Source organism: Chelatococcus daeguensis (genome assembly GCF_001887265.1).
Classification (GTDB): Bacteria; Pseudomonadota; Alphaproteobacteria; order Rhizobiales; family Beijerinckiaceae; genus Chelatococcus_A; species Chelatococcus_A sambhunathii.
Window position 1 is genome coordinate 347,620 of sequence record NZ_CP018095.1, and the last position, 13,404, is coordinate 361,023.

The following is a 13,404-nucleotide window of genomic DNA, read 5'->3' on the forward strand; positions in this document are numbered from 1 at the left end:
TCTTGCGCAATCGTCAAAGCTCCAGCGTCACCGTCACCGGTGCGTGGTCTGACGGGCGTTCCCAGCCGCGGGCGGCCTTGCCGATGCTCGCTTCCTTCAGCGTCGGGACGAGCGAGGGCGCGAGCCACACGTGGTCGAGCCGCCGGCCCTTGTTGGCGGCGGCCCAGTCGGGCGAGCGGTAACTCCACCAGGTGAAGACGGGCTCCGGCACCGGCGTGAGGTGGCGGATGGCGTCGACATAGCCGGCGGCCTGCCGCCATTCCTCCATGCGCGTCGTCTCGATGGGCGTGTGGCTGACGACGTTCAGCAGCGCCTTGTGGTTCCAGACGTCGCTCTCGTAGGGCGCGATGTTGAGGTCGCCGACGAGGATGCTCGGCGCGGCCGTGGGCTTCGCCCGGTCGCTCCACTGCATGAGCTCGTCGAGGAAGGCGAGCTTGTGGGCGAAGCGCGGGTTGAGATCGGGGTCGGGAATGTCGCCGCCGGCCGGCACGTAGTAGTTATGCACCGTGATGCCGCTCGCCGCCCCGGCGCCGGGGCCGAAGGTGACGGCGAGGTGGCGGGCGTCGTCCTTGCCGCAGAAGCTCATCGATTCGGTCGTCGAGAAGGGCAGGCGCGAGAGGGTCGCGACGCCGTGATAGCCCTTCTGCCCGTGGAAGGCGATGTGCTCGTAGCCGAGCGCCTTCAGCGCCTTCAGCGGAAAGCGGTCGTTCGGGCACTTCGTCTCCTGCAGGCAGATGACGTCCGGTTGGACCTCGGCGATGTGGCGCGCGAGGTGGTCGATGCGCAGGCGCACCGAATTGATGTTCCAGCTGGTGACGGAGAGCTTCATGCCTCGGCTTTCGGCCTCATCGGCCGCAAGCGATTCGGCCGGACGGAAACGGGGCCCTGAACTTGGCCCTTGACGCGGCGCGTTGCAAGGGATGGCGCGCCGCACGCTCCATGCGAATCAGGCCGGGATTACCGCGGCACGATGTTGACGTCCTGCAGGGCCACGGAGGTCTCGTAGCCCTGCGGGTCGACGACGATCCATTGCCTGAGGACATTGGCCTTGGCGTCGTAGACGAGCGTCACCTTCGACGTGCCGCCGAGCGTCGAGCTGTCCTCGAAGATCACCTCGACGACGCCGGACGGCGCGGTACGCACGTCGAGCACCTTGACGTCGCGGGCGAGGTCCACCCGGTCCTGTACCAGGAATTTCAGCGGCGTCTGGCCGATGGAATAGACGTCCTGGGTCCTGAGCTTCTTGTCGCGGATGGCGACGGAGCGCCCGTCGGCGACGATCTCCAGCGTGCTCGGCGGGTTGTACTGGAAGCGCAGCTGGCCCGGGCGCTTCACATAGAGCGAGCCCGTCGCCTGTCGTCCGTCGCCACTGTATTGGAGGAAATTGGCGGTGAGCGTGTCGATGCCGTTGAGATAGGCGTTGACGCGCGCCAGCGCCGCCTGGGGATTGGTCGGCACCGCCGCGGCGGGCGGCGGCGCGGCGGGCGGCGGCGCGGCGGGTGCCGGCGCGGCCGGGGCCGGCCGGGCGCCGGTTTCGCCGGTGCTTGCAGCCGGCGCGGAGGCGCCGCCCGTTGGAAGGTCGGCCGGCCGGCGCGGCGGCAGCGGGTGGGACGCGGGCAGGGAGGCCTGCGGTGCGGCGTTGGGCGGGGGGGCCGGTGTGGGAGCGGGCGCGGGCGCGCGTGGCGCGGCGGGTTGGGCCGGAGGCGCCGGCCTTGCCGGCTGCGCCGCGGGTGGATGGATCTGCAGGGGCTGGGCCGCCGCGAGCGTGGCGGCCAGGACCGCGACGGGAAGGGCAAGGACCGGACCCGAAACGAGGCTTGCGAAACGTAGCGTCTTCATCGTCTTTCCAACGGCCGGCCGGCGGCGTCGGTTCCGGCCGGGGTGGCGCGCTGGCGCGCCGCGCCTGCGCGTGAGGTCAGGTATGCCATCGCTGTGGCGAAAGCGCGACGCCTCATTCGTCGCCGCCGGCTGGCGGCTCGATCAGGATCTCGCGTTTTCCGGCGTGGTTTGCGGGTCCGACGATGCCTTCGTTCTCCATGCGCTCCATGAGGGAGGCGGCGCGGTTGTAGCCGATCTGCAGGCGGCGCTGGATGTAGGAGGTCGAGGCCTTCTTGTCGCGCAGCACGATGGCCACCGCTTGGTCGTAGAGGTCTCCCCCCGGCGCGCCGAACGACGTGTTGTCGAAGACGGCGCCGTCGGCCTCCGGTGCCGCGCCCTCCTCGTCGGCCGTGACGGCGTCGAGATATTGCGGCCGCCCCTGCGCCTTGAGGTGCGCCACCACCTTCTCCACCTCCTCGTCCGACACGAACGGCCCGTGCACGCGCGTGATGCGCCCGCCGCCGGCCATGTACAGCATGTCGCCCTGGCCGAGCAGCTGCTCCGCCCCCTGCTCGCCGAGGATGGTGCGGCTGTCGATCTTGGACGTCACCTGGAAGGAGATGCGCGTCGGGAAGTTGGCCTTGATGGTGCCGGTGATGACATCGACCGACGGGCGCTGGGTGGCGAGCACGACGTGGATGCCGGCGGCGCGGGCCATCTGGGCGAGGCGCTGGATGGTGCCCTCGATCTCCTTGCCCGCCACCATCATCAGGTCGGCCATCTCGTCGACGATGACGACGATGTAGGGCAGCGGCGCGAGGTCCATGACCTCGTCCTCGTAGACCGCCTCGCCGGTCTCGCGGTCGAAGCCGGTCTGCACCGTGCGCGTGATGACCTCGCCCTTCGCCCTTGCCTCGGCGATGCGGGCGTTGAAGCCGTCGATGTTGCGCACGCCGAGCTTGGACATCTTCTTGTAGCGCTCCTCCATCTCGCGCACGGCCCACTTCAAGGCGACGACCGCCTTCTTGGGGTCGGTGACGACGGGGGTGAGGAGGTGCGGGATGCCGTCGTAGATGGACAGTTCCAGCATCTTCGGGTCGACCATGATGAGGCGGCACTCCTCGGGCCTGAGGCGGTAGAGGAGGGACAGGATCATGGTGTTGATGGCGACGGACTTGCCCGAGCCGGTGGTGCCGGCGACGAGCAGGTGCGGCATGCGGGCGAGTTCGGCGATGACGGGCTCGCCGCCGATGGTCTTGCCGAGGCACAGGGCAAGCTTGAGTCTCGTCTGCTCGAAGTCCTGGGAGGCGAGGAGCTCGCGCAGGTAGACGGTCTCGCGCCTGGCGTTGGGCAGTTCGATGCCGATGGCGTTGCGGCCGGGCACGACGGCGACGCGGGCCGAGACGGCGCTCATCGAGCGGGCGATGTCGTCGGCGAGCGAGATCACCCGCGAGGACTTGGTGCCGGGCGCCGGCTCCAGCTCGTAGAGCGTCACCACCGGGCCGGGATGGGCATTGATGATCTCGCCCTTGACGCCGAAATCCTCCAGCGTGCTCTCCAAAAGTGCCGCGTTCTGCTCGAGCGCTTCGGGCGAGATCACGGCGCCGTTGTTCTTCTTCGGCTCGGCGAGGAGGGCGAGCGGCGGCAGCTGGTAGTCCTCGCCGTCGTCGAGGAAGGAGGGCTGCGCCTCCCGCGCCAGGCGCTTGCCGGGCTTGGGCGCCGCCGGCGGCGGCACCACCCGCGACACGGCCGGCCCCGCCGTCCGGGGCGCATAGGCCTCGTCCTCGACGGCGAAGGGCGCCTCGGCGGGATCGTGTCCGCCGAAACCCGCCGCGCCGTCGAAGACGTCATGGACGGCGGGCGCCTGTTCGAAGCGAGGCTCGCGCCGGGATGCAGTGCGCGGTGCGGAGGGGACCTGCGGCGCGGCCGGGGAGCCGGCGTGAGCCTGCGCCGGGCGCCGTGCGGCGAGACGGCGGACAATGGCCGATTTCAGCGTCATGAAGCCGTGCACGACGGCGCCGAGTGACACGATGCCCCAGCCGGGTTCGTCCGCACCCTCGTCCTCGAAATCATCCGCCTGCGCCCGGCGCGAGGCGCGACGCGGTGCGAGTTCCTCCTCGTCGTCATCCGCCGTCTCGGGGAAGCCGAAGCCGCACGCGGCCGTCAGCGCGAGGATGGCGATGCCGGCATAGACGAGCGTGATGATGGCGGCGCCGGGGCCGCTGGTCAGGCCGAGGATGCTACGCAGTCCGAAAAGCAGACCATCGCCGACGACGCCCCCGAGGCCGCTCGGCAGCGGCCAGGAGGTGGTGGCCGGCATGGCGCTGGCGACGGCGGCCGCCGCGGCCGTGCCAGCGAGCCACAGCCCGATCCGCAGTGCCAGCCGCTCGAGGCGCCGCCGCCCCATGAGCTGCATGCCCCAGATCACCACCGGCACGACGAAGACGATGGCGCCCATGCCGAGGATCTGCATGCCGAGATCGGCGATGACGGCGCCGAGCGGGCCGAGAAGGTTCTTCACCGGCCCGTTGGTGGCATGGGTAAGGCTCGGGTCCTCGACCGACCAGGTGGCGAGGGCGAGACCGAAGGCGAGGGCCAGCGCCACGAGCCCAAGTCCGCTGATCTCCGCTGCGCGACGGGCAAAGAAGCGGCGCATGGCGTCCGACAGTTCGTCGGCTTGCGAAAGGGAGTGGCGGCTCGTTCGCATGGTAGCAACCGGGCTGGGATGGACGCTCCCGGCCGCCCGGCGAGGCCGGGACGACCGATACGTTACCCTAGCGGGCCGCGAGTTAAACCCCCGTTAACCTTGTGCGGCGGCAGCGATGGCAGTGGACAGGGAAAGGCCGCGCCCTGGCGGGGCGCGGCCTCCTGTTCTCGGACATCAGGGGTGGCTCAGCTGCGCATGCCGCTGCCGCTGAACTCCGGATAGGCCTCGACGCCGATCTCGGCCTTGTCGAGGCCGAGCGCCTCTTCCTCGGCGCTGACGCGGATGCCCATGGTCGCCTTGAGGACGAACCAGACGACGAGGCTGATGCCGAAGGTGAACACGCCATAGGCGAGGATGCCGATGATCTGCGTGCCGAAGCTCGTCTCGTCGTTGGTCAGCGGCACGGCGAGCGTGCCCCAGATGCCGGCGAGGAGATGCACGGGGATCGCGCCGACGACGTCGTCGATCTTCAGCTTGTCGAGCATCGGCACGGCCAAGACGACGATGATGCCGCCGATGGCGCCGATGATGATGGCCGCCACGGGGGCCGGTGTCAGCGGTTCGGCTGTGATCGAGACGAGGCCGGCAAGGGCGCCGTTGAGCGCCATCGTGATGTCGACCTTCTTGTAGATCGCCTGCGTCAGCAGGATGGCGGCAACGACACCGCCGCAGGCGGCGAGATTCGTGTTGGCGAAGATGCGCGCGATGTCCGACACGTCGGCGTTGGTGCCCATGGCGAGTTGCGAGGCGCCGTTGAAGCCGAACCAGCCGAGCCAGAGGATGAAGGTGCCGAGCGTGGCGAGCGGCATGGACGAGCCCGGCAGCGGGTGGACCGCGCCGTCAGGCCCGTACTTGCCCCTGCGGGCGCCGAGAACGAGCGCACCGGCGAGCGCTGCCCAGCCGCCGACCGAGTGGACCAGGGTCGAGCCGGCGAAATCCGAGAAGCCCATGACGTCGAGCCAGCCCTTGCCCCACTTCCACGATCCCGTGATGGGATACATGAAGCCCGTCAGGATGACGGTGAAGAGAAGGAATGGCCAAAGCTTGATGCGTTCGGCGAGCGTGCCGGACACGATCGAGGCGGCGGTGGCGACGAACACCATCTGGAAGAACCAGTCCGAGGCGACCGCATAGTCGCCCTCGTTGGCCGTGCCGGCGGCCGGCCAGCCGTAGACGCCGAAGGAGCCGAAGAAGCCGCCATCGACGTTGGTGTACATGAGGTTGTAGCCGACGAGGAGATACATGATGCCGGCGATGGCATAGAGCGCCACGTTCTTCAGGCACTGCATCGAGACGTTCTTCGTCCGCACGAGGCCGGCCTCGAGCATGGCGAAGCCTGCGGCCATCCACATGACGAGGAACCCGCCCATCAGGAACAGCAGCGAATTGAAGATGAAGGCGGTGTCCTTGGCGGAGGCGAAGTCCGCGGCTGCGGCAGGCGTCTCGGCTCCCGCTGCGGGGGCGGCGGTCTGGGCGAGCGCCGGCAGCGCAAGGACAAGGGAAAGGGCGAGGGCGCCGGCTCCGGCCCCTGCATAGCGCTTGAACGTCATCGTTCGAACTCCTGGATTGCGGGGCTCAGAGGGCGTCGCCGTCGGTCTCGCCGGTGCGGATGCGCACGGCCCTCTCGATGCTGTAGACGAAGATCTTGCCGTCGCCGATCTGGCCGGTGCGGGCGGTGTCGGCGATGGTGTCGACCACCTTGCCGGCAAGGTCGGCGGGCACGGCCACCTCGATCTTCAGCTTGGGCAGGAAGCTCACCGCATATTCGGCGCCGCGGTAGATCTCGGTGTGCCCCTTCTGCCGGCCGTAACCCTTCACCTCCGTCACGGTAAGGCCGTGCACGCCGATGGCGGTCAGCGCGTCGCGCACCTCCTCCAGCTTGAACGGCTTGATGATCGCCATCACGATTTTCATGTCCCGTTTCCCCTTGACCCCGAGCAGCCCGTGTGCGGGCCCGCCGTGAAGTACCGGGAGGGACGAAACAAGCCGCGTGCCAACCCGCGGATTCCCGCCGCTGCCATCCTTCGGACGGCGCGAATCGCCCTGCCTGCACTTTAGGCAGGCGCACTGCAGCAGGGTGCTGCCCAAATACTAGGCAGAATGCTTCAAGCGAGGTCGTCCCGCGGACGGATCAGGCCTTCCTGGGCGACCGAGGCGACGAGCTCTCCGTGGCGCGAGAAGATCAGCCCGCGCGAGAAGCCGCGGGCATCACCCGCCGAGGGGCTGTCCTGGGAGTAGAGCAGCCATTCGTCCGCGCGGAACGGGCGGTGGAACCAGAGGGCATGGTCGAGGCTGGCGGCCTGGATCGTGCGCTCGAACACCGTGCGCCCATGCGCGACGAGGCTGGTGTCGAGCAGCGTCATGTCGGAGGCATAGGCGAGGACGCACTGGTGGATGGCCGGATCGTCCGGCAGCCGGCCCGTGGCACGGATCCAAACGTTGAAGCGCGGCTCCATCGGCTCGCGCGACATGTAGCGGCGGAATTCCACAGGTTTCAGCTCGATCGGCCGCTCGCGCTCGAAATAGGCCCTGACCGGGTCCGGCATCAGCGGCAGCACGCGCGCCTTGATCTCCTCGTCGCTCGGCAGATCCTCCGGCCCCGATACGTCCGGCATGCGCACCTGGTGGACGAGGCCGGGCTCGTGCACATGGAACGAGGCGGACATGGAGAAGATGGCCTGCCCGTGCTGGATGGCGACCACGCGCCGCGTCGTGAAGCTGCGCCCGTCGCGGATGCGGTCCACCTCGTAGACGATCGGCACCTTCGGGTCGCCCGGCAGCAGGAAATAGGCGTGCAGGGAGTGGACGTTGCGCTGCGGCTCGACCGTGCGCGTGGCCGCCACCAGCGCCTGGCCGATGACCTGCCCGCCGAAGACGCGCTGCCATCCCACCTGCGGGCTGCGACCACGAAACAGGTTGTGTTCCAACACCTCGAGATCGAGTATTTCGAGCAGATCGGAGATGGCGTGCTTCATGGTCCGTTCCGGGGCAGGTGCACGAGCACCTGCGATGATACTAAGCCCCCGCGCGCGGGGATCGAATGCATGAGGCCCTTGCCGGGCCTGTTCGTCAAGATCGTCGGAGAGAGGGCATGGCCGCAGCGAAAGGCACCGGACGCAAGGGCAGCGCGGGACGGCGTGCTGGCACGCGGACGGTCCCGCCCTCCCGGCGCGTCGTCGTCGCGGGCGGCGGGCTCGCTGGCCTCGCACTCGCCCTATCGCTCGCCAGGGGGGGCGGCGGCGGGCTCGACGTCACCGTCTGCGACCCGGCGCTCGCCCGCCCGGCGCCCGGCGGCGATGCGTCCCGCGCCTCGGCCATCGCTGCGGGTGCGCGGCGCATGCTCGAGACCCTGGGCGTCTGGGGCGCTGTGGCGGAGCGCGCGGCGCCGATCCTCGACATGGTCATCACCGACAGCCGCCTCGCCGACCCGGTGCGCCCCTCGATCCTGAACTTCGCGGGCGAGGTGGCGCCCGGCGAGCCCTTCGCGCACATGGTCGAGAATGACGATCTCGTCAACGCCCTCGCCGCCGCCTGCCGCGAGGCGGGGGTCACGCTCGCTGCCGAAGGCATTGCCCGCTTCGCGGCCGTGCCGGAGCGCGTCTTGGTCACGTCCGCCTCCGGCGCCGCCATCGAGGCCGGCCTCCTCGTGGCGGCGGACGGTGCCCGCTCCCGCCTGCGCGACATGGCCGACATCGGCTGGGTCGGCCGCAGCTACGGTCAGGTCGGCATCGTCGCCACCATCGGCCACGAGCGCCCGCACGAGGGGCGCGCCATCGAGCATTTCCTGCCCTCGGGCCCCTTCGCCATCCTGCCGCTTACGACGCGGGACGGCCGGCACCGTTCCTCCATCGTCTGGACCGAGCGCGCCGATGCGGCCGAGTACCTGCTGCAATTGCCGGACGAGGACCTGCGCGAGGAGGTGGAGCGCCGCTTCGGCCTCGAGCTCGGCGAGATCACGCTGTTGTCGCCCGCCCGTGCCTTCCCGCTGTCGATCGGCATCGCCCGGCGCTTCGTCGCCGGGCGCTTCGCCCTCGTGGGTGACGCCGCCCACGTCGTCCACCCGATCGCCGGCCAGGGGCTCAACATCGGCCTGCGCGACGTCGCCGTTCTGGCGGAGAAGATCATCGATGCCTGCCGCCTCGGCCGTGACGTCGGTGATGACGAGGCGCTCCTCGCCTATGAGCGCGCCCGGCGGTTCGACACGGTGACCATGGGCCTTGCGACGGACGGGCTCAACCGCCTGTTCTCGAACGACCTTCTGCCCGTGCGCCTCCTGCGCGACCTCGGCCTCGGCCTCGTCGAGCGGATGCCGGCGGCCAAGCGCTTCTTCATCCGCGAGGCGGCGGGACTGACCGGTGCCGTGCCGCGGCTGATGCGCGGCGAGGCACTCTAGGGGCTCAGTCCAGCGGCCGCGCCTCTTCCGGCAGCATGATCGGGATGCCGTCGCGGATCGGATAGGCGAGCTTGGCCTGCCGGCTGATCAGCTCCTGCCGCGCCGCATCGTATTCGAGTGTCGTCTTGGTCAAGGGGCAGACGAGGATCTCGAGCAGCTTCGGATCGACGCCGCTCGACATGCGTGTCGTGCTGTGCTGCGGGTTCTGCCCCTCGTTCCGGCCTTCGCTCATCGTTTTGCCTCGTGTCGACGCCTGTCACGGCCGAGCGAATCGCATGCGGCGCGGCTTATTGCAACGTCGTTTCGGACCCGCCGGCGATGCGTGCGAGCTCGATCTCTGTGATGGCGACCAGCGTCTCCGCCCGCGCCTTGAGATCGGGCGCCTCGAGAAGCGCCTGCTTCTCCTTGGGGCCGAAGGGGCTCATCATGGACAGGGCATTGACGAGCGCCTCGTTCGGCGCTCCCTCGATGCTCTTCCAGTCAATCTTGAGATCGTTGGCGGCGGCGAAGTCCCGGAGCGCGTGGATGAGGGCATCGCGGTCCACCGCCTCCTCCCCGGCGCGGGGCGTGAAGTCGATGGCGAAGGGGTCGTAGTCGACGCGCGCCTGGCGGTAGGGCGTCATGACGGTGAGCTCCTCGCGCACGCGAAAGCGCGCGATGCCGCTCAGCGTGATGAGGTAGCGCCCGTCGCCGGTCTCGGCCAGTTGGGTGATGCGCCCGGCGCAGCCCACCGCATAGAGCCGCGGCGTGCTCGTCTGCGCCGCTTCCTCGGCGTCGGGCTGGATCATGCCGATGATGCGCCGGCCGGCCAGCGCATCGTCGACCATGGCGAGGTAGCGCGGCTCGAAGATGTTGAGCGGAAGTTGTCCGCGCGGCAGCAGCAGCACACCCGAAAGGGGAAAGAGCGGAATGACGGCCGGCATCTCCGCCGGGCTGCGGTAGGTCGGGTTCATCACCATGCCGTCGTCTCCCGCCAGGCTGCCGGCTCCTGTCAGGCGAACAGGAGCGAGGACAGCCGCCTGCGCCCCGCAATCGTCATCTCGTCCATCGGTCCCCAGGCGTCGAAGAGCTGCACGAGCTGCCGGCGGGCGCCATCGTCGTTCCAGTTGCGGTCGCGGCGGACGATCTCGAGCAGATGGTCGAGCGCCGCCTCCCGCCGGCCGCGGGCGTTGAGCGCGAGGGCGAGGTCGAATCGTGCCTGGTGGTCGCGCGGATCAGCCTCGACGCGCGCCTCGAGCTCGGCGAGGTCGCCGAGCTCGGCCGTCTGCTCGGCAAGCTCGATGGCGGCCCGGCCGGCGGCAATCGCCGGGTCGTTCGCCTTGTCTGCCGGCGCCATGGCGAGGAAGCGCTTTGCCCCATCGATATCGCCGAGGGTGACATGCAGTCTGGCGAGGGCGCCGATGGCGACGGTGTTGGCCGGCTCCTGCGTCAGCACGGCGGCATAGATCTCGGCCGCGCCAGTGGCGTCGCCGGCCGCAAGCTTCGTCGCGGCTTCCTCGAGCATCACATCCGTCGCCGCCGGGCCGACGGGGCCTACGAGGCGTTCGATGAAGCCCTTCACCTGGCTCTCGGGCAGGGCGCCCATGAAGCCGTCCACCGGCTGGCCGCGCTGGAAGGCGATGACGGCGGGAATCGACTGGATGCCGAGCTGGCCGGGGATCTGCGGATGCTCGTCGATGTTGAGCTTGACGAGCTTGACCTTGCCCTTGGCTGCGGCCACCACCTTCTCGAGAACGGGGGTCAGCTGTTTGCACGGGCCGCACCAAGGCGCCCAGAAATCCACCAGCACCGGTTGGCGCATGGATTCGGTAATGACATCCTGCCGGAAGGCGGCGGTCGTCGTGTCCTTGATGGTGCCGGCATCGGCCACGGTGGGCTGTTCGTTCAACATTCAAACCTCTGTTTGTGACGAATGCGGATCGGGCCTTCCTGCCCGCGGCATGTTCAAGATGGGGCGGCGATGCGCGTCTGGCAATCGTCCGGGCGCATCCCGCCGGCAGGTTCGGGGCGCGATGCCGCCACGACGAGCGGCTCGTGGCCCGTGGCGCGCAGGAAGGCGACAAGGTCGTCGCGGCCGATGGTGCTCGTCATCGTGTTGATGAGCGGGTGGAAGTTCAGGCGCTCGTTCTCCAGCATGGCGGCGTCGAGCACGATGGTGACGGCGCCCTCCCGGTCGTTGAAGGCGCCGAAGGGCGTGACCGAGCCGGGCTCGACGCCGAGATGCTGCTTCAGGAGTTCGGCGCTGGCGAAGGAGAACTTGCCGCTCGCGCCGACCGCGGCCGGCAGCGCCTTGAGGTCGATCGCGGCGTCCTCGAGCGCGACGACGAGGAAGAGCCGCCCCTTCCTGTCCTTGAGGAACAGGTTCTTGGTGTGCCCGCCGGGAATGAGGCCGCGCAGCGCCCGCGACTCGGCGACCGTGAAGAGCGGCGGGTGCGTCGTCGTCACCGCCGTGATGCCGAGGTTGGCGAGAAAGGCGAAGAGATCGTCGGGCGTGGCAGACATGGCGCGGTTGTACCGGCCGGCCCGGCATGCGGCAAGAAGGAGAGCCCCGGCGGCCAACGGGGTCATCCCAAGCCCGTGCAGCCACCCCGCAGGCAGGACGCCCGGCCGCTCGGGCTCGCGTGCTGGCTGGCGACGGTCGGGACCAAGTCATCCACAGGCTGGATGGCGGTGCGCGCCGCATTTTTGTCGAGCATACCGAATTTGCCCCTTGCATTGTCCTGCAGTTTGCGGCATGTAGCCGACCTCGATGGCGCTGATCGCTGCCGGACATGGATGCGGGTGTAGCTCAGGGGTAGAGCACAACCTTGCCAAGGTTGGGGTCGAGGGTTCGAATCCCTTCGCCCGCTCCAGTTCATCTCAGAAATCCAGACGCTCGCAAGGGCGTTCCTTGCTCGCTGCCCTCGTTCGTGCCAGCGAAACGGCGCAGCCGCCTCGTGCCGCACCGCCGTCGGACGACGCCCGGTGCGGGCATCGCCGCCGGCCGGTGAACGACCTCGACCGGACTTTCCGCACAGCGGGTTCGCTCCCCGAACCAAAGCGATCACAATCACGGCGGAAGGCCTGACCTGCCAATGGACCCGCTTTCGCCCAGCGGCGTCCCGGCCCATTACGGCTCGTGCTTCGAACGGGCCCGCCCCTCAGAATGCAGTGTTGGAAGCGGCTTGCAGTTTTGGTTTCGCTTTCAGCATCAGCCAGCCGACGATGGCGAGATTGATGAGGTTCCAGGCGAGCCCGTTCAGGAAAGCCATGCGGTAGGATGCAAAGACATCGAAGATCAGCCCCGAGACATAGCCGCCAAAGGCCATGCCGGCGATGGTCGCCGACATGACGATACCGATGCGCATGCCGGCTTCCCTGGGTGGTAGGTAGTCGCGGATGATGACGGCATACATCGGCACAATGCCACCCTGGAACAGGCCGAAGATGCCTGTGACGATGTAGAGCGAACGCAGCCCGTCGAACCAGAGATAGAGGAATAGCGCGAGCCCCTGCATCAGCGAGCCGAGCGCCAGGGTCGCCGCGCCGCCGATTCGGTCCGCGACGAAGCCGGACCCGATTCGGCTGATGATGCCGAGGAAGAGCATTAGCGACAGCATTTCGGCGCCGCGCGCGACGCCATAACCCAGATCGCCGCAATAGGCGACGATATGAACCTGCGGCATCGCCATGGCGACACAGCAGCAGAAGCCGGCGAGCGCGAGCAGCCCCTGCAACCGGTTCGGCGACAGCCCGAGATCGCCCCGCGCGCCGGCGCTCGATATCTCGGCGGCCGCCAGCGTCTCGGCTGCGGGCCGCCGGCGGAAGAACAGCGCGAGCGGCAGCATCACGGCGAGCGCCACGACACCGATGCCGATATGCGTGGCGCGCCAGCCGTGGCTTTGAAGGCCCCAGGTGATCACCTGCGGCCAGATCACGCCGGCGAGATAGCTGCCGGAAGCGCCGAATACGACCGCAAGCCCGCGATGCCGACGAAACCAATGCGACAGGTCCGCGATGAGCGGTGCAAATCCCGCGCCGCCGCCGATGCCGATCAGCAGACCATGCGCCAGAGCGAAGTGCCAGAGGGTGCTCGATAGTCCGGCCAGGACATAGCCCGTCCCGAGCAGGACAGCCCCGCTCACGATCGGCACCACGATGCCGTAGCGATCGGCGATGCGGCCCATCACGATATTGCCGAAGCCGAAGCCGAGCATGACGCAGGTATAGGGCAGCGAGGCGCCGGCCCGCAGCGTACCGAACTCCGCCTGGACGGCGGGCAGCACCACGACGACCGACCAGGTGCCGACACAGGCAATGGTCCCGAGCAGGAGCGACAGCGCCAGCCGCAGCCAGGAATAGGCGGAATCCGGCGCATCGCGCTGTCCCTGGGGCGACATGTGTCCTCGATGGCCCTTCCGCGGAACGGCCCTGTCCGCGCGCCAATGATTAGGCGCCGGTCATCGGGCCGACAAGCGACTTTGCCGCAGCGGAGCACGGCGCCAGT

12 protein-coding genes and 1 tRNA gene are annotated in these 13,404 nt (G+C 69.0%); 2 read left to right on the top strand and 11 right to left on the bottom strand.

What is annotated here, in order from left to right; translation table 11 throughout:
* Positions 1 to 13: 13 nt before the first annotated feature.
* From xth to tesB, 6 genes are all read right to left on the bottom strand, one after another.
* Positions 14 to 829 carry an exodeoxyribonuclease III gene (gene xth, locus BOQ54_RS01595; RefSeq protein ID WP_055459627.1) on the bottom strand — a complete coding sequence of 272 codons (816 nt, stop codon included), beginning with the start codon at positions 827 to 829 and terminating at the stop codon, positions 14 to 16.
* A 128-nt stretch (positions 830 to 957) separates the two neighbouring features.
* Complete coding sequence (locus BOQ54_RS01600; protein WP_071923120.1) at positions 958 to 1,839, bottom strand: LolA family protein; 882 nt, start codon at positions 1,837 to 1,839, stop codon at positions 958 to 960.
* A gap of 112 nt (positions 1,840 to 1,951) precedes the next feature.
* Positions 1,952 to 4,525: an FtsK/SpoIIIE family DNA translocase gene (locus tag BOQ54_RS01605; RefSeq protein ID WP_071923121.1), complete on the bottom strand. Its 2,574-nt coding sequence runs from the start codon at positions 4,523 to 4,525 to the stop codon at positions 1,952 to 1,954.
* A 185-nt stretch (positions 4,526 to 4,710) separates the two neighbouring features.
* A complete protein-coding gene (locus BOQ54_RS01610; RefSeq protein WP_055461130.1) occupies positions 4,711 to 6,075 on the bottom strand; it encodes an ammonium transporter in 1,365 nt (454 codons plus the stop codon).
* A gap of 25 nt (positions 6,076 to 6,100) precedes the next feature.
* Positions 6,101 to 6,439, bottom strand: a complete 339-nt coding sequence (locus tag BOQ54_RS01615; protein ID WP_055461131.1) for a P-II family nitrogen regulator — start codon at positions 6,437 to 6,439, stop codon at positions 6,101 to 6,103.
* A 191-nt stretch (positions 6,440 to 6,630) separates the two neighbouring features.
* On the bottom strand, positions 6,631 to 7,500 hold the full coding sequence (tesB, locus tag BOQ54_RS01620; protein ID WP_055461132.1) for an acyl-CoA thioesterase II: 870 nt from the start codon (positions 7,498 to 7,500) through the stop codon (positions 6,631 to 6,633).
* Positions 7,501 to 7,616: 116 nt separating this feature from the next.
* Between tesB and BOQ54_RS01625 the strand changes: the two genes are divergently transcribed.
* Entirely contained in the window at positions 7,617 to 8,918 is a 1,302-nt protein-coding gene (locus BOQ54_RS01625) for a ubiquinone biosynthesis hydroxylase (RefSeq protein WP_071923122.1), read from the top strand.
* 4 nt (positions 8,919 to 8,922) lie between these two features.
* Here the strand turns inward: BOQ54_RS01625 and BOQ54_RS01630 are convergent, their stop codons facing one another.
* The 4 genes from BOQ54_RS01630 to BOQ54_RS01645 all read right to left on the bottom strand — a co-directional run bounded on the left by BOQ54_RS01630 (position 8,923) and on the right by BOQ54_RS01645 (position 11,420).
* A complete protein-coding gene (locus tag BOQ54_RS01630) occupies positions 8,923 to 9,099 on the bottom strand; it encodes a Trm112 family protein (RefSeq protein ID WP_071924357.1) in 177 nt (58 codons plus the stop codon).
* A gap of 106 nt (positions 9,100 to 9,205) precedes the next feature.
* Positions 9,206 to 9,877 carry an LON peptidase substrate-binding domain-containing protein gene (locus tag BOQ54_RS01635; RefSeq protein ID WP_055459895.1) on the bottom strand — a complete coding sequence of 224 codons (672 nt, stop codon included), beginning with the start codon at positions 9,875 to 9,877 and terminating at the stop codon, positions 9,206 to 9,208.
* Positions 9,878 to 9,909: 32 nt separating this feature from the next.
* On the bottom strand, positions 9,910 to 10,809 hold the full coding sequence (gene trxA, locus BOQ54_RS01640; RefSeq protein ID WP_055459894.1) for a thioredoxin: 900 nt from the start codon (positions 10,807 to 10,809) through the stop codon (positions 9,910 to 9,912).
* Positions 10,810 to 10,862: 53 nt separating this feature from the next.
* Positions 10,863 to 11,420, bottom strand: coding sequence for a prolyl-tRNA synthetase associated domain-containing protein (locus tag BOQ54_RS01645; RefSeq protein WP_055459937.1), 558 nt, complete (start codon positions 11,418 to 11,420; stop codon positions 10,863 to 10,865).
* Between the two features lie 275 nt (positions 11,421 to 11,695).
* On the opposite strand from BOQ54_RS01645, the gene BOQ54_RS01650 reads away from it, so the two are divergent.
* A tRNA-Gly gene (locus BOQ54_RS01650) sits at positions 11,696 to 11,770 on the top strand.
* 288 nt (positions 11,771 to 12,058) lie between these two features.
* On the opposite strand, the gene BOQ54_RS01655 is transcribed toward BOQ54_RS01650, so the two are convergent.
* Positions 12,059 to 13,297: an MFS transporter gene (locus tag BOQ54_RS01655; RefSeq protein WP_071923123.1), complete on the bottom strand. Its 1,239-nt coding sequence runs from the start codon at positions 13,295 to 13,297 to the stop codon at positions 12,059 to 12,061.
* Positions 13,298 to 13,404: the final 107 nt, after the last annotated feature.

Coding starts and splice junctions, on each gene's coding strand:
- xth (WP_055459627.1), bottom strand. CDS start 829: ATGAAGCTCTCCGTCACCAGCTGGAACATCAATTCGGTGCGCCTGCGC.
- BOQ54_RS01600 (WP_071923120.1), bottom strand. CDS start 1,839: ATGAAGACGCTACGTTTCGCAAGCCTCGTTTCGGGTCCGGTCCTTGCC.
- BOQ54_RS01605 (WP_071923121.1), bottom strand. CDS start 4,525: ATGCGAACGAGCCGCCACTCCCTTTCGCAAGCCGACGAACTGTCGGAC.
- BOQ54_RS01610 (WP_055461130.1), bottom strand. CDS start 6,075: ATGACGTTCAAGCGCTATGCAGGGGCCGGAGCCGGCGCCCTCGCCCTT.
- BOQ54_RS01615 (WP_055461131.1), bottom strand. CDS start 6,439: ATGAAAATCGTGATGGCGATCATCAAGCCGTTCAAGCTGGAGGAGGTG.
- tesB (WP_055461132.1), bottom strand. CDS start 7,500: ATGAAGCACGCCATCTCCGATCTGCTCGAAATACTCGATCTCGAGGTG.
- BOQ54_RS01625 (WP_071923122.1), top strand. CDS start 7,617: ATGGCCGCAGCGAAAGGCACCGGACGCAAGGGCAGCGCGGGACGGCGT.
- BOQ54_RS01630 (WP_071924357.1), bottom strand. CDS start 9,099: ATGTCGAGCGGCGTCGATCCGAAGCTGCTCGAGATCCTCGTCTGCCCC.
- BOQ54_RS01635 (WP_055459895.1), bottom strand. CDS start 9,877: ATGGTGATGAACCCGACCTACCGCAGCCCGGCGGAGATGCCGGCCGTC.
- trxA (WP_055459894.1), bottom strand. CDS start 10,809: ATGTTGAACGAACAGCCCACCGTGGCCGATGCCGGCACCATCAAGGAC.
- BOQ54_RS01645 (WP_055459937.1), bottom strand. CDS start 11,420: ATGTCTGCCACGCCCGACGATCTCTTCGCCTTTCTCGCCAACCTCGGC.
- BOQ54_RS01655 (WP_071923123.1), bottom strand. CDS start 13,297: ATGTCGCCCCAGGGACAGCGCGATGCGCCGGATTCCGCCTATTCCTGG.